General features: G+C 50.3%; 15 protein-coding genes. 4 read left to right on the top strand and 11 right to left on the bottom strand.

The features are described 5' to 3' along the window. The first annotated feature begins 113 nt into the window (after positions 1-113). Both yjgA and NFHSH190041_RS02950 read left to right on the top strand, forming a co-directional pair. Complete coding sequence (gene yjgA / locus NFHSH190041_RS02955) at positions 114-650, top strand: ribosome biogenesis factor YjgA (RefSeq protein ID WP_261923833.1); 537 nt, start codon at positions 114-116, stop codon at positions 648-650. 27 nt (positions 651-677) lie between these two features. Further along, positions 678-3185, top strand: coding sequence for an Ig-like domain-containing protein (locus NFHSH190041_RS02950; protein ID WP_261923832.1), 2508 nt, complete (start codon positions 678-680; stop codon positions 3183-3185). Between the two features lie 78 nt (positions 3186-3263). Here the strand turns inward: NFHSH190041_RS02950 and NFHSH190041_RS02945 are convergent, their stop codons facing one another. The 5 genes from NFHSH190041_RS02945 to NFHSH190041_RS02920 form a co-directional block, all read right to left on the bottom strand. After that, the gene (locus NFHSH190041_RS02945; RefSeq protein ID WP_261923831.1) at positions 3264-4397 is read right to left on the bottom strand and encodes an ABC transporter permease; all 1134 of its coding nucleotides are present in this window, start codon (positions 4395-4397) and stop codon (positions 3264-3266) included. Further along, positions 4394-5545 carry an ABC transporter permease gene (locus NFHSH190041_RS02940; protein WP_261923830.1) on the bottom strand — a complete coding sequence of 384 codons (1152 nt, stop codon included), beginning with the start codon at positions 5543-5545 and terminating at the stop codon, positions 4394-4396. Before NFHSH190041_RS02940 ends, NFHSH190041_RS02945 begins: the two co-directional genes overlap by 4 nt. Before the next feature lie 9 nt (positions 5546-5554). Next, a complete protein-coding gene (locus NFHSH190041_RS02935; RefSeq protein WP_261923829.1) occupies positions 5555-6529 on the bottom strand; it encodes an HlyD family secretion protein in 975 nt (324 codons plus the stop codon). Beyond that, complete coding sequence (locus tag NFHSH190041_RS02930; RefSeq protein ID WP_261925015.1) at positions 6519-7943, bottom strand: TolC family protein; 1425 nt, start codon at positions 7941-7943, stop codon at positions 6519-6521. The genes NFHSH190041_RS02935 and NFHSH190041_RS02930 overlap by 11 nt, the downstream gene beginning before the upstream one ends. A gap of 526 nt (positions 7944-8469) precedes the next feature. Then, positions 8470-9051: a TetR/AcrR family transcriptional regulator gene (locus NFHSH190041_RS02920; RefSeq protein WP_261923827.1), complete on the bottom strand. Its 582-nt coding sequence runs from the start codon at positions 9049-9051 to the stop codon at positions 8470-8472. A 141-nt stretch (positions 9052-9192) separates the two neighbouring features. Between NFHSH190041_RS02920 and NFHSH190041_RS02915 the strand changes: the two genes are divergently transcribed. Continuing rightward, the gene (locus NFHSH190041_RS02915) at positions 9193-10233 is read left to right on the top strand and encodes an alkene reductase (protein WP_261923826.1); all 1041 of its coding nucleotides are present in this window, start codon (positions 9193-9195) and stop codon (positions 10231-10233) included. 295 nt (positions 10234-10528) lie between these two features. Here the strand turns inward: NFHSH190041_RS02915 and ppiC are convergent, their stop codons facing one another. Both ppiC and NFHSH190041_RS02905 read right to left on the bottom strand, forming a co-directional pair. Beyond that, positions 10529-10807, bottom strand: a complete 279-nt coding sequence (ppiC, locus tag NFHSH190041_RS02910) for a peptidylprolyl isomerase PpiC (RefSeq protein ID WP_261923825.1) — start codon at positions 10805-10807, stop codon at positions 10529-10531. Positions 10808-11416: 609 nt separating this feature from the next. Further along, positions 11417-11563: a hypothetical protein gene (locus NFHSH190041_RS02905; RefSeq protein WP_261923824.1), complete on the bottom strand. Its 147-nt coding sequence runs from the start codon at positions 11561-11563 to the stop codon at positions 11417-11419. A gap of 500 nt (positions 11564-12063) precedes the next feature. Between NFHSH190041_RS02905 and NFHSH190041_RS02900 the strand changes: the two genes are divergently transcribed. After that, the gene (locus tag NFHSH190041_RS02900) at positions 12064-12444 is read left to right on the top strand and encodes a hypothetical protein (protein ID WP_261923823.1); all 381 of its coding nucleotides are present in this window, start codon (positions 12064-12066) and stop codon (positions 12442-12444) included. A 140-nt stretch (positions 12445-12584) separates the two neighbouring features. Here the strand turns inward: NFHSH190041_RS02900 and tldD are convergent, their stop codons facing one another. From tldD to rng, 4 genes are read right to left on the bottom strand one after another with little or no spacing between them, the layout of a single operon-like run. After that, positions 12585-14033 carry a metalloprotease TldD gene (gene tldD, locus NFHSH190041_RS02895; protein WP_261923822.1) on the bottom strand — a complete coding sequence of 483 codons (1449 nt, stop codon included), beginning with the start codon at positions 14031-14033 and terminating at the stop codon, positions 12585-12587. A gap of 56 nt (positions 14034-14089) precedes the next feature. Then, the gene (locus tag NFHSH190041_RS02890) at positions 14090-14989 is read right to left on the bottom strand and encodes a carbon-nitrogen hydrolase family protein (RefSeq protein ID WP_261923821.1); all 900 of its coding nucleotides are present in this window, start codon (positions 14987-14989) and stop codon (positions 14090-14092) included. Beyond that, on the bottom strand, positions 14913-19283 hold the full coding sequence (locus NFHSH190041_RS02885) for a YhdP family protein (protein WP_261923820.1): 4371 nt from the start codon (positions 19281-19283) through the stop codon (positions 14913-14915). The genes NFHSH190041_RS02890 and NFHSH190041_RS02885 overlap by 77 nt, the downstream gene beginning before the upstream one ends. After that, a complete protein-coding gene (rng, locus tag NFHSH190041_RS02880) occupies positions 19283-20791 on the bottom strand; it encodes a ribonuclease G (protein WP_261923819.1) in 1509 nt (502 codons plus the stop codon). The genes NFHSH190041_RS02885 and rng overlap by 1 nt, the downstream gene beginning before the upstream one ends. Between the last annotated feature and the right edge of the window lie 87 nt (positions 20792-20878).

Here is a 20878-nt window from a genome sequence, read left to right as displayed (position 1 = left end):
GCGCCACATTAATCTATTGGCATGATTGAAATATCTACGCATTTCAGAATCACTTAGGCGAACTATTCCCGCAAGTGTTAATATTAGGGGATGATTTATACAGAGGTTTATCCATGAATATCGTTGGCGATTCAGAACATTTTAAACAGCCTTATGACAATGATGACGATTACATCAGCAAAACATCCTTCAAAAAAGAAAGTGAAGATGCCCAACAAATGGGCCGCAAACTGGCTCTGCTGAGCAAAAGTCAACTGGTTAAAATGGAGCTGTACGAAAGCCTACATGATGCGGTAATGGCGACAAAAACAATCAAGCCAAATACCGAAGCATACCGCCGTCAAATCCAATTTATCGGCAAACTGATGCGCAACGAAGATTTAGAACAATTGCAACATAAACTGGACAATGTTCTAAACAAAAACAACAATGAAGCTGCAAAAATCCAAATTTTTGAAAAATTGCGGGACAAGCTGCTAGCGGAAGGCGATGCCGAAATCCAAAGTCTGCTGGAGCAACACCCGCAACTGGATCGCCAGAAATTGCGTCAACTGGTGCGCGCAAGCACTAAAGAACTGGCTAAGGGCCCTGAGTCCAAGTCAGCCAAAGAGCTGTTCAAATATTTGCGTGCGGAGATCGAGGACCAATAACCTTCAACAGTTAATAAGGATGTGCTCATGCGACTTGTTCACCCTTATGGCGGAGCGGCCATATTCGGGGTTCTGTTTTTAGCGGGCTGTAATGGCTCTTCAGATGATTCAGAGTCTGATACAGATAATACGCCCCAAGGCTACCACCTCAACCTGGGATTCAAAACCGTTATTAACGGTGCATGCAGCACTCCCACCGATACCCTCAGTTTCAACGCCGGCGACAGCATCTGTGCTGTCGCTACCCTGAAAACCGGTGCTCAAGCTGTTGCCGGTCAGGTAATCAGTTTCAGCACAGATTTAGGCACGCTATCACCGGAGACTCGACTGTCCGATACCAATGGTATCGCTGAGGTGATCATTACCAATCCTGATGCAGCCAAAGGCGCAGGTACCGTCAGCGCCAGTTTTTCGCCTGCGGTGGAAGAAACTATCACCAGTAAACGTAATTTTGAATACACAGGTGAAGTCACCCCACCACAAACCCAAACACCCAGTCTAAATGCCAGCATTCAATACGCTGGCGATGCGGTCACACGTTTCCGGGTCGATAATACAGTGCAACTACGAGCCCGCTTAGTTGACGCCAATAATCAAGGTATTGCCAATCAAAAGGTGACCTTCAGCGCTGGCAATGCCACTCTGACACCTAATACAGCACTAACCCAGAACTCCGGGATTGCCGAGGTAAGTTATACGCCCCAGTCATCAGCGTTAGGGGCGCATACCATGACCATCAATGTCGATTATCAAGGGCAACCGCTGCAAGGTAGCACCCTGTACGAAGTGATTGCTCGGGATGCCGTCAGTGAAGCGAATACAGTAAAACTGGGACATTTCAATGCTGATAATCAATTTGTCGAAGGCCTGTTAGCCACCACCTTACCTAAAAATGCGGACGGTAATTATCAAGTCAGCGCTGGCGGTACCTTTGGTATTACAGCAAATCTGGTCAGTGTCGATGCCCAAGGTAAGGTCTCGCCGATTCAATCCCCCTCTAACATCAACTTCAGCTCAGATTGTGTCACGGCCAATGCCGCTATGATTGATTCCCCTGTCACAACGCTATCCGGTATGGCCAGTTCAACCTTTGAAGACGTCAGTTGCAGTGGTAACAGTGAGCGCAGTGATCAAATCATTGCTACCACACAAGTCGGCTCACAAACTCTCAGCGCCACGCTACCTTTCACCCTCGCCCGCCAGAGTCTGGCTAATCTGAGCTTCATTTCCGCCCAGCCGGCTAATATCAGAATCAAAGGCGCAGGGGGTACCGATGCCAGTGAGTCATCTCTGGTGACCTTTAAAGTATCCAGTGCTAATGGGCAGGGCGCAGCGCAGCAACAAGTCAATTTTACGCTGGACACTATCGTCGGTGGACTGAGTTTTGCTGATGGCCAAAGCAGTACAACCGGGCTCACCAATGCCCAAGGTATGGTGAGTGTCAGGGTGCTGGCCGGTACCGTACCGACCCCAGTTAGAGTGGTAGCTAAGGCCACAGATGCTGACAGCAAAGAAGTGATCGTTAGCCAATCAGAGCAGCTCTCAATCAATACTGGTCTACCCCAGCAATTGGGTATGAGCATTTCAGCATCAGTCAATAATCCGGAAGCCGCCAGCATTGATGGCCAAGAATCGACCATCAGTGTTTTTGCTGCCGACAGCTTTGGCAACCCAGCGCCGGATGACACCACCATCAACTTCACCACTGAAGGCGGGCAAATAACGCCCCAGTGTCTAACGCAAAACGGGCGCTGCTCTGTCACTTGGACCTCAGCAAACCCACGAGTGCCGGATCACCGGGTTACCATATTGGCCTATGCCTTGGGTCATGAAACCTTCTTTGACACCAATGGTAATAATATTTTTGATCCCGCAGATGGTGGTGCAATTGCTCAGGCCTGCCTGACCAGTACCGGTACTCCGGAGGCATGTAGTGGCAACGGCATGGACAGGGAAGCTTATAGCTCATCTGGTTTCAGTGATTTAGGCGATGCATTTAGGGACGATAACGAAAACCGCCGTTATGATGGCAATGATATTTATCTCAATACTGCAGGCAATGATAGGTACAGTGGCCCCGATGGTAAGTTTAATGGTCCCCAGTGTGAAGGCCCGCTGTGTGGTACCGGCCAAGCGAACAAAACCTATATCCGCAAAGCATTAGTGTTAACCATGTCAGGCTCTACCGCCCACTTTACACTGACGCAGAATGGCACCGAAGTTTTCCGTACCGGCGCTGGCTTTACTGCGCCTATTAGCCCGATTGCAGCTGATGGCCGCTCAGCCTTTACCCTACAACTGTATGACAGTGCGGGACAAATTATGCCGGTAGGCAGCAGTGTGCAGATTGAAATAACCAATGGCGATCTGGAATTCACCGGACACACAGTACCCAATGCCACCCGAGCCGGCGGAACGTCGACAGGCTTTAGCCTGCTCCACCCAGGTCAACCTGGCACCAGTGCGGTTACAATTAAAGTCACCACCCCTGCTGGAATTATTAGTGAATTACCATTTAATGTGACACTGCAATAACAGCGCAAAAGCTATAAGAAAAAGGCCTGATGTCATATCAGGCCTTTTTTACTATCTATGTCTCACCCAGAAACAGCTTTATAACTGTTGCCGATGATGGCGAATTCCCCACCAAGCCAGCGGCAAAAAAATAGCCGCTAATAACCACAAGTGCCACCAATAAGGCTGGATCTGTGTCCAAGATGCTCCCATCACGTTCATTTCCAGCATTCCCATAATTGCTGGCGTAACAGGAAAGACCTGCGACAGCCAAACCAGAGGCTGGGGGATCAAAGCCAGTGGCCAAACAAAACCAGAGACAAATAAAATCGGCATAGAAGATAGCAAGATCACCTGAGTCGGCAATTCACGGCGGGTAAACAATGTACTGAGCGCCACACCGCCTGCGGCAGTGGCCAGCAAAAAAGGCACCATCAGTAACAGAATTTCCGTCATGCTGGCCAGTAGGTTGACCTTATACCAGTAATAACACCAACCAACATAATAGGCACTAAAACAGGCATAGATAGCACCGAAAGCGAGCAGTCTGCCGCCCAGCAACATCAAAGGTGATACCTGTTGCCAATAGCCGGGTTTACGCCACTGACCGGCACCGAGAATACAGGTTCCCACCAACATAGTTTGCTGCAAAATTAATAAAAACAGTCCAGGCACCACATATGGGGTATATCCAAGTGACAGGTTAAATGCCGGTACTGAATTGATATCGAGCGAATGCAACTGCATATCTGCCGCCACTGGATTGGTTCCCCGAGCGGTTAATGCGTGCCATTTCAACTGACTGGAAAAATCCATTCCCACACTTACCAGCCCTTCTGCAATCGCAGAATAAACCAGAAAATAACTGGCATCCCCCCCAATGGCTAAGGTTGCGCCTTTGCCCAGTTGTAAATCCCGGCTGAAATGCGCAGGGATCACTAATAAACCGTGTGCCCGGCCATGGGTGATCCAATCCTTGGCTTCAGCAATCGCATTAACGGCCCCGGCGACCTGTAGTTTTGGACTGGCCTGGGCATGGCGAATCAGCTCCCGACTCATCGGACTATGATCCAGATCAACCACCACAATGGGCTGTCGAGTCGGAACCTCATGCAGATAAGGCAGTGGATAGAGCACAGAATAAAACAGCACACCACCAAACAGGGTAATGGCAATAGCTTTATCCGATGCGATGGCTTTAAGCTCCAGCCATACCAGCTTCCACCAGGTCATGCCTGCTCCTCCAGCCCTTGCGATCGGTAACTGCGCTTTCTTAGCCAAATCAGCCCAGAAATCGGCAACAGCAATAATAAAAAGCCCAGATAACGACACAGTTCTTGGGCGATCTCTGTACCACCTAACCCATAACTGACCACAGCAATCTGAGATTCAATATAAAAACTTGATGGCATCATCACCCGCCAGCACTGGGCTAACAACGGCATTTCATGTACCGGAAAGGTCGCACCCATAAAGGCAAAAGCAGGCGCAAACAGCGCAGTACAAAAGCTGACAATCCGGGCTTTATCCTGCAGCAAAAAGAAAATCATGCACACCCACAAAAATACCGCCGACAACATCACTGCCTGTACCAAGATCAACCAAGCGAAACTGCCGTTAATGGGCAAGCCAAGATAACCGTACAGCAGTACCATCATCACCGCGCTTTGCAGCACTGCCAATGGCAGATATACCAACCACTTCACTGTTAAATTTCGCCGGGTATGGGCCAGCCAGTGACCATAACTAGGTTGATCCAACTCTCGATTCAAGGCATTGACAAAGATCAGCATGGCAACAATCTGAAATAGCGCAATAAACAGAGGAGGCATCAAAAAGGCCACGTAATTACTGGACTGGTTAAATAGTGGCGTAATTTGAAAGGTTAGCGGACTGATATGCAGATTGGCTTGCACCGCCGGCACCCCGTGAGCTAGCAACTGCGTACGCCCCAGCGCCTGCAATGCCGGCGCTAAACTTTGCTGCAAACTACTGTGCAGCAACTTGCCCACCAGCAAGAACTGACCGTTATAGCGGATCTCCAGTGTCGGCTGTTTTCCGCTTTGTAACTGAGCACTAAACCGGGAGGGGATCAGTACTAGGGCAAATACCCGCCCCCGTTTCATGGCATCAATTGCCGCGTTCTCACTGTGAAAAGACACAGCTTCGCTGACGGGACTGGCTTCAATCTGCCGCCCCAACTCACGGCTAAGCTGGGTATTATCTAAATCCACCAAGGCGACCGGCAATTGCCGAGGGACCGCAGCAGAAAATAACCCCCACAGAGCCAAGGCCAGCAGCAAAGGCACATAACTGACCAATGCCAACAGCCAAGGGTCATGCCATAACGCCCGCCATTCCCGGGCTATCATTTTCAACATGCCCGCCCCTTACAGTGGCAACAGCACAGACATACCAGCCCGCAGACCATTGATAGGATCGACTGGCTTAAGCTCCACCTCAAAGGTCCGCATATCAAAATCATGCCCAGCTTCGGTTGCCCGCCAAGTAGCAAAATTCCCCATCGGACTGATATACGTCACGGTAAACAGTGCGCGGATATTATCCAGCGCCGGGATTTGCAGTGACATTTCCTGCCCTACTTTAAAGCGTGACAGTAAATCTTCCCGTACTTGCAGCAATGCCCAGCTATCATTCATATCCATTAAGGTCACCACAGGAAATCCAGTGGGTGCCAGTTCACCATCAAATAACAATACCTCACTGACTTCACCACTGTGACTGGCTCGCATCTGGCTGTCTTTCAGCACCGATTCCACCTCGTTCACCGCACCTTGGGCCATCATGGCCTTACCGGCAGCGGCGGCTTTGGTTTCAGAACGTGCGCCTTCTTCAGCCATCTGATACATGGCCAGCGCAGCCTGCTCGGTATACTTGGCCGCTTGCCATTGGGTATAGGCTTCATCCCGTTTCTGACGAGGAATCACCCCTTCAGTAAACAGATTTTCCACCCGCTTAAAGGTGGTTTGTGCCAAGGTTGCCCCGGCTTTGGCTTTCTGCCATTGCTCCCGAGCCGCCATTACCTGCTGCTTGCGGGCTCCCGCATCAGCCTGATCTTTGAGCGCCAGCGCCGCATCACGCCCGCCACGGGCCTGCATCAGCTTGGCATCTAGCTCTGGACTGGTAATTGAAAACAATAAGTCGCCGGCTTTTACCTGATCGCCACGCCGTACCAACACCTGATCTATCCGACCCGGCATTTTCGATGATACATGGTATTCCCGGGCCTCAATCTGCCCCTGTAGCACTTCAGGTTTTGGGCTGTAAGCCAGTTTAAGGCCATATCCTAGCAACAGTAGCAGGATCAACAATGCCACCACGGCAAGGATTCGGTTAGCGCGCATTGTCATTCTCCCCATGCATGCTTAAAGAGTGAATTGCAGTGTCCATACCACTGCGGGCAACAAACTCATCCAGCTGCCCCGAGACCGCCATCAGTCTGGCGTATGCCTGCACATATTGAAAAGTCGCGGCCAATTGACGGGTTTCAACTGCGGTCAGTTTCACCTGCGCATCAACCCGCTCCACTGAAGTGGACATGCCCTGATTAAATGCCAACTCCCGCAAACGCAGGTTTTCCCGCGCCAATGCTAATGTCGTATTTAAGGAAGATACCTCTTCCCGGGCCTGCTGCAATTGGCGATAACTTTGATCCAGCAACAGATTCAGATCTTGCCGGGTCTGAGCCTTGGTATAACGGGCTTGCAGCAGTGCACTTTTGGCAGCTTCCACCTTATCGCTGCGGCCATTATTGGCGATAAGTGGCACCTTGATACCCACGCCTACCAGCCAGTCCGGCGACATCTTGGCGGCAATACTGTCATCTTCATACAAGGTGTAATTGCCGTACATAAACACGGTTGGCAGATAGTCACTGCGCTCCAACGACTCGAGCCCCTTGGCCTGCTCCTCTTTAGCTTCCAAGAGCCGTAACGCCGGATGCTGCGCCATGGTCAGCTCAGTAAGTGATGGCAAAGACGGATCCTGCGCCAACATGAATAATCCAGTATCCGGCTCAGCATTATGGCTATGCAACATTCGGTTGAGGGCAATTTGTGCCATCTGATACTGACGCATGGCATGGCCAGACCCCACTTTGGCATTAGCCAACGCCACTTCAGCATTAAGCCGTTCCACCTTGGCAATCTGTCCTTGCTGCTCCAGCTTAATGGCATGGTTAACATGCTCTTTCAACGCATCGACCAGTTGTAGCTGGGTACGCCAAGCTTGCTTCGCCACAATGACGCCGTAATATCTGTCCACCAAGGTGGTAAACAGTGCCCGCCGACCAAGCTCAGCCGATTGCTTTTTCTCGGCGACCTGCGCTTGCTGAATACGCTGAGCGGCAGTAATTTTACCGCCGGTATAAATCGGCCACAGCGCCTGCAAACTGGCTCGGAAAATATCCTGCTCAGTCAGGGCGGTAGTCATAGGTAATGATTGCAGCATGCCACCCAGTTGCGGCAGCACTGCGCCAAGAATAGGACTCTTTTGGGCTACCGCAGCAATGGCTGATGGATCCAAAGATGCCAGTGGATTTAGATCCCGCAGATCCATCTCCACCGGATTATCCAAATGGGTATAATTCCCCGTCAGATTCAATGAGGGCAGCCCCAAATCTTCGCCCCCGCGCTGCAGCGCCTGTGCCCGGCTGACTTCCGCCGCATTGGCTTTCAGTTTGTCACTGACCTGCTGCAACTTGGTCCAGGCCTGATCAAAGCTCAGTTCATTAGCCATCACCATACCGGGTAACAGCATCAAGCACAGTAATGTGAGTGTTCTCAGTTTCACCTTCACCTCTGTAGAGTAATTACTCTAATTCGTTATTATTTTACACGTGACTGCCTGAGAAATGTACCGTCTAAATAGGTATCCGATGAAATTCTGATACCGCCCAGGCGCTGCTGACCTTTTATGCTTAAATTTTGTTCGAGATAAAAGCGTTTTAATCCCGACGAGTGGTTTGCCACCGAGTAATGCTAAGCAAGAGCCTCTCAACAAAGCGTAAAACGCTTTTAGCCAAACCCTTTGGGCAGCGTTTGGGGCTTCTTTCTACTGCGTTAATGGCTTATCAGGTAGCACGACTACCTATCAAAGCCTCTGCCTTGTATAAAACATCCTCAACTCGCTGCAAAAATAAATGTGAAAGGTCAACAGATCCTAAGAGAGTGCAGTGTATTGTCTCAGGCTGAAATAACAAATCTGCGACATCTGTCAGGGATTTATCGCCCCATTGCGGGATATGACCCAAGGGGCGTAGCGATAGGCATTAACGTCGTTTTTGTCAGGATTGCTGCAGATAATCAAGCAGCTGATGTCCCAATTGAGCAAGGACTCCTTTCGCGGGCTTGGTGTGGGCATAAGTACGAATGCCATAAATGCCCATAACCAAGAAACGGGACAAAGCAGCACAATCTTTTGCTGCCGGAATCGCGCCCTGCTGCTGGGCCAATTGTAACCGGGTACAAAACGCCTGCTGCCAATCGGTCAGCATCGAACCAATCAACGCTTCTACCTCGGCATCCTGATGGGATAACTCACTAAGGGCTTTTTGTAGCAGACAATCACGGATCTCATCTTGCTCACATTCAGCCACAACTGAATCAAGATAAGCCACTATCCCGTCAAACACCTGCGCTTGACCGGCAAAAAATGCATCAAACTGAGCGCTGCGATCATTGCGATATTGCTCTAGCGCGGCCAACAGCAAACCACGTTTATTCTCAAAGGCACAATAAATCGAGCCAGGATGCAGCCCGGTTGCCAGCTTTAAATCTTGCATGCTGGTTTTGCTGTAGCCCTTGCTAATAAAAGCGTCCATGGCAGCCCTCAGTACCTGCTGCCGGTCAAATTCTGCTGTGCGCATTGTATGTATTTCCTGTTTTAACCTATCGGTTTTCGGCAGCATCCTAGCCTAATTCGAATATTCGTTCAAAAAAAGCTCTTGAACACTCATTCAAGATAGACTAACTTGAACGCTCATTCAATAATCATCCGAGGCTGTGGCATGGATAACTTATTTCAACCCTATGTACTGAACGATACCCTGACCCTGCAAAACCGTATTTTGATGGCACCCTTGACCCGCAGTATGGCGGATGCGGAGCTGGTGCCAACCCAAGCCATGGTAGATTATTATGCCCGCCGCGCTGATACCGGACTGATTATCTCTGAAGCCATTATTATCCGCCCGGATGGTCAGGGGTACCCCAACACGCCAGGACTGTTCACCGCAGCGCAAATTGCTGGGTGGCGGGCGGTGACTGACACCGTTCACGCTAAAGGGGGTAAAATTTTCGCCCAGCTGTGGCATACCGGCCGGGTGGCTCATCCCTTTTTCTTTGGTGGAGAGTACACACTTGCCCCCTCTGCCATCGGTATCAACGGTACAGTGCCACGCCAAAGGGAACTCAACTACACAGTACCTAAAGCCGCAACAACGGCTGACATTGCCGATTTAGTGCGGGATTACAGCCAAGCGGCGGCCAATGCCATTGAAGCAGGATTTGATGGGGTTGAAATTCACGGGGCTAATGGTTATCTGCTTGATCAGTTTTTGCATTACAGCAGTAACCAACGGCAGGATGAATACGGTGAAACGCCGGAAAATATGGCTCGTTTCCCCTTAGCCGTGGTAGATGCCATCAGCCAACGTATCGGCGCGGACCGGACCGCGCTGCGTCTCTCCCCCGGCGCTTATTTCAATATTGAGCCCGATGCCCGAGATCGACAGGTATTTGATTATCTGCTCGCCCAACTAGAGCAGCGGCAACTAGCCTACCTGCATCTGGGAATTTTTGATGACAGCATGACGTTTGACTACCTCGGCGGCCAAGCATCCGCTTATTTGCGCAGTCATTACAGTAAAACCTTGGTGGGGGTCGGCGGCTATACGCCACATTCTGGCAGTCAGGCCATTGCCGAGCACAAATTTGATCTGCTGGCGATTGGTCGCCCATTGATCGCTAACCCGGATTATATCGCCCGGGTAAAAGCCGGACTGCCACTGGAGCCTTATTCTGATGATATGCTCAGCACGCTGGTGTAACCGTTCAATTCAATCGCATAGCGCATCGTGAACCATATTCTGCTACTGGGGCTGACCGTTACTTTAGCTAACTGACGAACTGAAATTTATGTTTACGGTAATGGTTTAACAGCCCCACTGCCGCGCCGCCTCAAACAGTATTTCAACTGCCTAAGGCATCTGGCGCGGCAGTTTTTTACAAAAAAACCAAGACTCAGTCATTCACCTACTGGCGTTACCACATCAGGGTTTCACTGCCGATGAACAATAAAGCAGTTTGATAAGATCAAAATTGCCAGCTATTTGGCTGGTAAATCTAGGTTCGGTATAACACTTTGACCACGTGCCAACCAAATTTGGTTTTTACCAGATGCGGCGTCAGCAACTCTCCGGTAAAGCAGACTTTATCAAATGCTGGCACCATCTGACCTTTCTTAAACTCCCCCAAGCTGCCCCCTTTTTTACCTGATGGACAACTGGAATAACGCTTAGCCAGTACATCGAACTTGGCCCCGTTATTGAGTTTTTTGATGATGTCTTCGGCCAGCGTTTGATGCTTAACCAAAATGTGAAGTGCTGCTGCAGTTTTTGCCACGATGGAACCTGTAAAACGTAATCGGAATTGGGTGGATTATACCCTTTGCCAAGGGGAGGCTCTAGGTGGCGCTCAATATCTATCAGCGCGCACCTCTGTGAGTACAGGGTTAATCAACTCATCTTGAGTTTCTGCTGTGTTTATCGCGATTCATTGCCTGCCGCAGGCTGTTGTACTACCACATCAATGACTCGTTGCAAGTCCATCCATGGAAACTCAACGACAGCATCCATGCTGTCGATGGTCATTGATGCAGCAGTACCGGTTATCTGGGTGTGACCTTACAGGTTGGTAACAATGACTTTGGCTAGCGTTCGATACATGGCAACGGTGAGTACAGGTTTGATCAACTCATTTTGAGTTTCTGCTGTGTTTATCGCGGTTCATTGCCTGCCGCAGGCTGTTGTACCGCCACATCAATGACTCGTTGCAAGTCCATCCATGGAAACTCAACGACAGCATCCATGCTGTCGATGGTCATTGATGCAGCAGTACCGGTTATCTGGGTGTAACCTGACAGTTTGGTAACAATGACTTTGGCTAGCGTTCAATACTTGCCAGCTGTGAACACTACCGGTTTAATCAACTCATCTTGAGTTACCGCTGTGTTTATCGCGATTCATTGCCTGGCGCAGGCTGTTGTACCGCCACATCAATGACTCGTTGCAAGTCCATCCATGGAAACTCAACGACAGCATCCATGCTGTCGATGGTCATTGATGTAGCAGTACTGGCTATCTGGGTGTGACCTGTCACTTTGGTAACAATGACTTTAGCTAACGTTCGATACTCGGCAGCTGTGAGTACAGGTTAAATCAACTCATTTTGAGTTACCGCCGTGTTTATCGCGGTTCATTGCCTGCCGCAGGCTGTTGTACTGTCACATCGATGACTCGTTGCAAGTCCATCCATGGAAACTCAACGACAGCATCCATGCTGTCGATGGTCATTGACGTAGCCGTATTGGTTATCTGGGGGTGACCTATCACTTTGAAAAGAGCTTAGTTATCGTTAGCCGTAGCTGAGCAGAGCTCATTCTAACAGCAAAAGAACCATCACACACGGCTCCCACTACAAACCAAAATTTTCAATCGCTTACATCCGTTACATAAACCCTAAATGACTGTACAGTCATATCAAAATATTCCAACTGTGAGCAAACCGGTATTTTTACATTAAATATAAAAGTATCTATCTGTTTTCATTTATATTCATCTTTCAGACTGGATACTCTGACAAACAATTAAAGGAATAATATGAAAATAAAAAAAACAGTTTCCATGGCATTATTAGTCACTACAACATTAATAACTACAGGGTGCGCTCAACGAATTGCAGATTTAACATTAGCATCCACTAAAAATATTAATTTAAATGCTGGAAATTTTGCAGAAGGAAACCGTGTTATAGGTGAAGATAGTAAACCAATTATTCTATTTCCTCTTGGAATTCCTTCAATCAAAGAAGCTACTGATCGAGCAATTGAACAAGACCGCTGTGCTGTTGGATTAACGGATGTGAGTGCTGATAGCGAATTTTTTTCGTTTATCATTGGCTACGTAAAATACAAAGTTGAAGGTAATCTAATAATAGATAAAACAAAAAAAGGATGTGAACACTGGGAAATGAAGAAATAAAAACTAACAGACAATGGCCGGGAGAGATTTTCTTTCCTCGCTAGGCGCCAGCAACGACGTGTAGTGTGCTACACGAGGCGCTGGCAACAACGCGAGGGGAGAAAATAGCCCCGGCGGTTCAGGTTAGCTTACCCCAAAGATCAAGCGGTACCACCCACAGTCAGGAGATCCAATTTAAGAGTCGGCTGCCCAACACCAACAGGCACGCTCTGCCCATCCTTACCGCAAACTCCAACGCCCTTATCCAATGCCAAATCATTACCCACCATAGAGATCTGCTTCATAGACTCAGGCCCATTACCAATCAAGGTTGCGCCCTTAATAGGCTGGGTGATCTCACCATTTTCAATCAGATAAGCTTCCGATGCAGAGAACACAAATTTACCAGATGTGATATCCACCTGACCGCCACCAAAATTCGGGGCATAAATGCCTTTCTCTACTGAGGCGATAATATCTGCAGGATCAGACTCACCGGCCAACATATAGGTATTGGTCATCCGAGGCATCGGCAAGTGAGCATAAGACTCACGACGGCCATTTCCTGTCAGCGCAGCGCCCATCAATCCGGCGTTCAGCTTATCCTGCATATAGCCCTTAAGAATCCCGTTTTCAATCAACACGGTTTTTTGTGTCGGGGTGCCTTCGTCATCAATGCTCAATGAGCCACGACGATCGGCAATGGTGCCATCATCCACCACGGTAACCAGCGGCGATGCCACCTGTTGCCCGACTTTGCCGGAAAATGCGCTAGAGCCTTTACGGTTAAAGTCACCTTCCAGACCATGTCCCACCGCTTCGTGCAGTAGCACTCCTGGCCATCCGGCGCCCAGTACTACAGGCATTTCTCCGGCCGGCGCATCAATGGCAATCAAAGCGACTTGCGCCTGACGCACCGCTTCACGACAATGGGCAAAACAAACAGGTAGACCCTGCTCATCCGTTTCCATAAAGACGTCATAACCATGGCGACCACCGCCACCGGCACCGCCACGTTCACGCTTACCGTTATCCGCCATAATCACTGAGCAGTTAAAACGCACCAGCGGACGAATATCTGCGGCCAAAGTGCCGTCAGATGCTGCCACTAAAACTTCTTCATGTACCCCGGACAGGCTCACAACAACCTGAATAATGCGCGGATCCAGACTTCGGATATAGGCATCGGCCTGACGCAGCAAACTGATTTTTCGGTCCTGCTCCATAGCGGCAATGGGATCGGCGCTGTCATACAGGGCATTAACCCCACGGCGTTTCCACGCCTGCACTTTTCCGCTCTGCCCAGCCTGGGCAATGCCTCGGGCCGCCAATGCCGAAGCTTTCAATGCTTCTGGAGTAATATCATCGGCATAGGCAAAACCGGTTTTTTCACCGCTGATCGCCCGAACCCCAACTCCACGTTCAATGTGGAAGCTGCCATCCTTAATAATGCCGTCTTCCAGCACCCAGGATTCATGGCGGCTGCCCTGAAAATACAGATCAGAAAAATCGATCTGATTCTGATGAATAAGATCCAGATAAGACTGCAAATCATCCAATTGCAATCCTTGCTGTAACAGGCTCTGTCCTACTTGCGTTAAAAATGGCATTGAGTCTCTCTTTAATCCCTTTGGGATATGCTATTCACATGCTGTGCCAAGCCGCATTACATCAATTGCGGCGCAGCAAATCTGTTATGTTGCCCTATCGGCAGGGCGTGGCGTACCCGAGTGAGTTCATCGGGTGTCAATCGGGTCTGAACCCAACCTGTCCCCTTGGGTAACTGGGCTAAAATCTCTCCCCAAGGACTGACTATCATGCTCTGCCCCCAAGTTTCCCGACTGCCGCTATTGTGCTGCCCACTCTGATCTGCGGCCAAAATAAAACATTGGCTATCCAACGCCCTGGCCTGATTCAGTATCTGCCAGTGGGCTTGGCCAGTCACGGCGGTAAAAGCTGCCGGCAGCGCGATTAATTCCGCCCCTTGGGCGCGCAGTGCCCGAAACAGCTCCGGGAAACGGATATCATAACAAATCGCCAACCCCAAACGCCCGAATGGCGTATCGATGACAGTTATCTGATTTCCCGGACAAAAAGTATCACTTTCCCGGTATTGGCCTGTGCCATCGGCCACATCGGCATCAAACAAATGCAATTTGTCATAATATCCCTGCACTTGGCCGAGATCATCAAACACATAACAACGGCTATATACCCGGCCATCCGGTGCCAATGCCGGAATAGTCCCGGCCACTAACCAGACACTATGGCGTTGGGCTAACGTGCTCAACGCTGCTTTTAATACGCTACGATGGCCGTCATCACAGCGATTATTCGCGCAATCATCATTACCAGTATCAGCATCATCGTTTCTGGGGAGTTCGACCTCACCAGCATGGGCCAACTGTTGCTGTTCATGACCGCCGAATAACAACGCACATTCAGGCAACACCACTAACTGAGGCTCTCCCGGCTGTCTTGGTAACAACTCAAGCTGCTTGTCGATAAAAGTCAGATTGGCCTGAATATCGCGGCTGCTCTGACACTGCAGCAGATTCACCTGCATATTGACCTCCCTGGGTTATCGGGATCACCTTGGCTGAGGTGCCAGGATGATCTTGGGGCGCTTCCTGAGGACGCTGTGCTGGCGCTTTGGGCAGCACAGATTCTGGAATTTCAATCTCTTTGCTTTTACGTTCCACCTCTTCCAGCTTGGGATCAGACAAGGTGCCGGTCAAGCGGAAACGTATCTCAGAAATAACCTCAATCACAGGCTCAAGCACTTTTGTAAGGGCAAATGCCCCCAATCCCAGTGTCCAGGCGCTGGTACTGAGCAACACCACGGTCGGCACACTGGATGCCAGCTGTGGCACAAAACGAATATCATAATTCAGGCTGTCGGTACGTAAGTCTGTAAAGCCTCGTACCTTCATATTGCCGGCGATCGCGTCCATTTCCGTATCGGTTGTGGAAACCACCCCGTTGTCGATCTGCAGCGTACCACCAAAGGAATTAAAATACAGTCCCTTACCAAAGACATCAGAAAAATCGAGCGACAACTTACGGAGCAAAGAATCCAAACTAAATAGAGAGAAAATCCGCGCGCCCTTATCACTGATCTGCGACAAATGTCCCTTACCCAAAGCAAAGGTCACATCACCGCTGAAACGGCTGATAGCAAAATCATATGGGGCACCCTGCCAGTTCAAACTGGCAGTCAGCTCAAGAGGCGCATCTTTTACGCCAGGGTCAATCCCCAGCACTTGCGTCAATTCGTCAAAATTGCCTGAGCTAAGTCGTAAATCCAACTGAGTAATATTATTGCTGCCCTGATACAGCCAACGCCCGGAGCCGGTCAGGCTCGCCTGCGGTGAGTGTAGTGACAACGTCTGCAGTACATAACCCTGATTATCCGGCGAGCCCTGCAGCACCAAGTGTCCCAGCGGCTTATTATCATAACGAAAATCATCCACATCCAGTGCTAAGGGGGGCAAATCTACCGCATGTTCTGCCAGATCCGCCCCCTTTGTCTCTGCGCCAGCATCTATCGCATCAGCGTTATCCGTCTTAGAGGCGTCAGATTGAGTATCGGAGGAACTCGTTATCGGGCTGAGATACAAACGGCTCGCCACCAGTTTTAGTCCCTGGCTATGCCAGTCAGGATAAAAGTCCACATGACCGGCAAACTGATGAGAATCAGCACTAATGCGCCAGGCATTGTCTGTCGGCTGCACGCTTAATGCCACATCGGTCAGAGTCTGCCCCAACAAGTTCAATTGCTTTACGCTGCCACTGATGGACTTTAGCGATGGAAATGCTGCCGAATCTGTATCCACAGCATTTGCTGTATTGTCGGTTACTGGACTATCAGCCTTATTGTCAGCAACAGACACCGCAGATTGTGCTGCAACATTCTCCTTCGCATCCTGATGAATAGCCAAATTCACATTGGCTGTTGCAGTGGATATTGCACTGACCGCTTTATTTACCTGTTGCGCTGCAGCGTTGGGCTTAATGCTTAGTTGCTGCGCTGGCAGTGTTGGCTGCGCTTGAAATGTTTGTGCCCCTTCATGCGTTGGTTGTGCCTGTTGTGCCGAAGAGTTTGGTGACGCTGCAAGCTCTAATGTCGCTGAAGGCTCTTGTAGCGCGGAAGGCGCGGAAGGCGCGGGCACAAAGCTGTGGATCACAGGGAGCCAGTTATCTAGCGCCATCTTATCTAAATCAAGCCAAATATGACCGCCCTGATGCCCCAATGTATCGCCGGGGCGAAATAGCCGGCCCAGCAGCAAATCATAATGGGACATGCCACTTCGGCAGGGATCAAATCCCCCCCAGAATTCAGCCTGTTGCCCAAGCCTGAGCCCCAAACCGGTCTGCTTATTGTCTCCGACCACCTCAACCTGTAATGGTCGCACCGTGTCCGCTGGCTTGGCAAAAGGCACTGGCAATGTCAAAGCCATGCCATGTAAGTCTGAATCCACCCGGGCCTGCAACCGGTAACCGGTATCATCAAACATCATGGTCAATCGTCCCTGCCAATCACTGCGCCCCTGATAATATTCACTCAGCGGATTATGCAATGTAATTGGCAACGAACGCGTATCCACGGAGCCAGAAGCATTGAGAGATAGCCCATAATCCGTGCCCTGTGGCGCGGTAGCAAAATCCAATATCACAGGCTGGCCAAACACCTTGGCGGTCAGTTTATCGCTGGAGACTTTATCATTCGCAAACCCAATCACCCCATCCACGCCATCCAAAACAATCCCCGGTGCGGTCACCCGAATTTGATTTTGGCGCAGATTAATCTGGCCATTAAGCCGAGACGTTCCTCCATCATACAAAGGAATCGCCAAATCTAATTTTGCATCCAGCGCGCCGCGTACCTGCACTGCATCCAGCGTCGCGCCAACGGTGTCTTTTAATGCCGAATGCTGCATCAGCTCAGTAGCCACTTGACCATGGGTATGAATATCCCCTTTAACGGTCAGGACGCTGTGCTCACCTAGCGTCGCAATATCTACCTGAGCACCACTGACATCCACCGCCAATAATTTGCCCTGCTCAATAGTCAGTGCCATCGCATTATTCTGAAACAAGGCCCCTAGGGTCAGAGGCTGCACAGCAGGCCAGTCGGGCTGAAATGCAAAACTGGCATCATCTAGTGTGAAACCGGCTTGAAATATGCCGCTGTGATCCTGGTAAGGGAAATCGGCCAGATAGCCATGCCACAGCACTTTGGCATCCTGACTATGGCCCCGGGTTAACGCCTGGCTGAGATACGCCACTAAATCCTTATCCATGCTGTGCAGGGGGAAATAATACTGCGCTCTGGCCGCATTTTTTAGCTGTAAACTGGCCGCCAGAGATAAGAAAGGTTGCCCGGCAATACTGAGCCGAGTATCAGCCTGCAAGGCAATATCGGGATTGTCCAGCTGTAATCCCGGCAAAAGCAAAGTACTGTCAGCGGTATCATAAACTCCGCTCAGCGGTGACAAGGTCGCAGTGATGGGCTGTTTAAAGCCACCATTAAAGTCTGCCGTCAACTGCTGCTGCGGCAGCATAAAATACAGTTTCCCTGCCTGCCAGCCTAGTGTGGCATCTAGCGGTGACATCCCGGGCAATGCGCCCCGTGCCCGCCAGCTAAGCTGCTGCAATTGAGCTTGTATTCTAGGGGTACTCTCTAAAGTCCAGTACAATGCCACAGGGCCAATATTGCCTTTAGGCTGCATCTGCTGCCAACCGTACAACTCATCCAGGGTAATTCCTGGGATCAAAGGCAACAAAGGTAACAAGCGCTGAGCTAAAAGCGGATCGGAATGGGCATAAAGCTGCTGTCCCTGTTGCCGCACCACCCAATGGGGATCTGGCCAGGGCTGATCATTCGTCGCCAGTTTCAACTGCCGGGTTTGCAACTGCCAGCCATCAGCCTCAGGTTGCCAACTCAGGGCACCGCTCTGAATACTGAACTTTTGTTGCTGACCGTTAAGTTGCCATTGCAGATAACTGGGGCTAAAAGCAATATAGCCGGAATCAATCTGCCGCCGACTGACATCTAACCATGCTTGCAGGTTGACTACGCCTGTCAATGGCAATGCTTCTTTAGGATTAAACGGGTTACTGCGCCGCGAAGCCCATTCCCCTAAATCTAATCCCCGCGCAGCCAGATAAATCTGCCCAGTGATACTGTCAGGCCGGTTGCCATCGCCCCGTAAATCAAAACGCAGATCCAGTAATTCATGTTTGGAAGCATCAGCATCCAGATGCAGGCTGCCCTGCCCCCGATGACGATTATCCCGGTTAAGCCAATAAAGTTTTTTCAGATAGATAGGCCGGTAATCATGCCGTTGACTAAGCAGTTGCAGCTTAACTCGCTGCATGGAAAAACGCTCTAACTGCGCCAATAACAAGCGATAGAGCCAATCCATATTTGCAGAGGATTCTGTGCCAGACAGCCTGTGAAGCTGGTCGATATCCAGCGCCACATCCACTTTATCAAACAGCACATCTTCAATTTGTGGTGATGCTGTCAGCAGTGTTTGCCAGAAATCCAGCTTCAGCTGAACCCGACTGATAATCAGGGTAACGGGCAATCCTTGTTGGGGAGGTAATACCAAGTGATTGACCGTCAATGCGGGGCCAAACGCCTGCCACTGCGCCGCCAAACTGCCAACCTGCACTGTAATGCCATATTCTTGCTGCAGATAGCCGACCACATCCTGACGAATATCATCTAATTTCGGCAGCAAGCCGCGGATCAGACTGACGGACAGCGCAAACAGTACCAGAATAACCGCCAGCAGCTGCCAACAGAGACGGCGCCAACGAGCAAAGCTGAAAGACGCTGTCCCAGATGCCACTACACCATCACCACATCATATTTGTCTTGGGCATACATGGGCTCACTGAACACCCGGATATGTTTGCCGATATAAACTTCCAGCTCAGCGATCTGCTGGCCATTATCGCTACACAGGTTTTCATACACCCGAGGAGAGCAGTACAACATAAACTCATCAATACGATAAGAACGATCCAACCGGATAAGCTCACGGAAAATTTCGTAGGAAACAGTCTCTACGGTTTTGATGCTGCCAGTGCCGCGACAAGCTGGGCACTCTTCACATAACACATGCTCTAAACTTTCGCGGGTGCGCTTACGGGTCATTTCCACTAACCCAAGGCCAGAAAAGCCACTGATATTGGTTTTAACCCGATCACAGGACAGTGCTGCCTGCAGCCCCGTCAATACCCGCTGTTTGTGCTCCTCATTCACCATATCGATAAAATCAATAATGATAATCCCGCCCAAATTGCGGAGCCGCAGCTGGCGAGCAATGGCCTGAGTCGCCTCAAGGTTGGTGTTGAAGATGGTCTCTTCCAGATTGCGATGACCGACAAACGCGCCGGTATTGATATCCACCGTGGTCATGGCTTCGGTCTGATCGATAATCAGATAACCGCCAGATTTAAGCTCTACCTTACGGCTGAGCGCGCGGATAATCTCATTTTCCACATCATAGAGTTCAAAGATAGGAGATGGGCCATTGTAATGTTCAATCCGGCCTGCCAGCTCAGGCATAAACTCATTGGCAAACTCCTGCAGCTCAACAAAGGTTGACTGGGAATCCACCTGCACACTGGCCAGATCCGCACCGACAAAATCCCGCACCACCCGCACCTGCAATGGTAAGTCTTGGTACAAAAGATGAATACCCCGCCGCTTACGCCGCTCACAGACCTTGGTCCATACCCGGCGTAAAAAGGCTGCATCCTGCGCCAGTTCATCATCTCCGGCACCTTCGGCCGCAGTACGGATAATAAAGCCGCCATCATCATCCACATAGGGCATGGTGATGTTTTTTAGTCGGCTGCGTTCTGCTTCCTGTTCAATCCGTTGGGATACCCCAACATGGCTGGAGCCGGGCATAAACACCAGATAACGGGATGGCAGTGTGATATCTGTCGTCAGCCGAGCACCTTTCGTGCCGAGGGGATCTTTGACCACCTGCACCATAATATCCTGCCCCTGGCGCACCAGCTGAGCGATATCCCGCACAACAAAGTTACCTTTTTCCACATCGGCAACACATTCGGTATGGGGCACAATATCCGAGGCATGCAAAAAGGCCGCCTTTTCCAACCCGATATCAACAAACGCCGCTTGCATGCCGGGTAACACCCGCGTCACTTTGCCCTTGTAAATATTGCCCACCAGACCCCGCTTGGTCCGCCGTTCAATATGTACTTCCTGCAAAATGCCATGCTCGACCAATGCCACCCGCGCCTCAGAAGGCGTGACATTGATAAGAAGTTCAGATCCCGCTTTGCGGGTTGATGTTTGTTTACTGTAACCGCTGCTGTTCACGACTTACCCCTTGCGGGCCTGCAAATTCAATGACCGCCAGTCGACCCCGGCACCGGCATCGGGTCTGCCCTAGCGTAAAATGAGATT

Origin of the sequence: Shewanella sp. NFH-SH190041 (genome assembly GCF_024363255.1) — a bacterium.
Classification (GTDB): Bacteria; Pseudomonadota; Gammaproteobacteria; order Enterobacterales; family Shewanellaceae; genus Shewanella.
The sequence above is the reverse complement of the archived record's forward strand: the minus strand, read 5'-3'. Positions and strand labels throughout refer to the sequence as shown.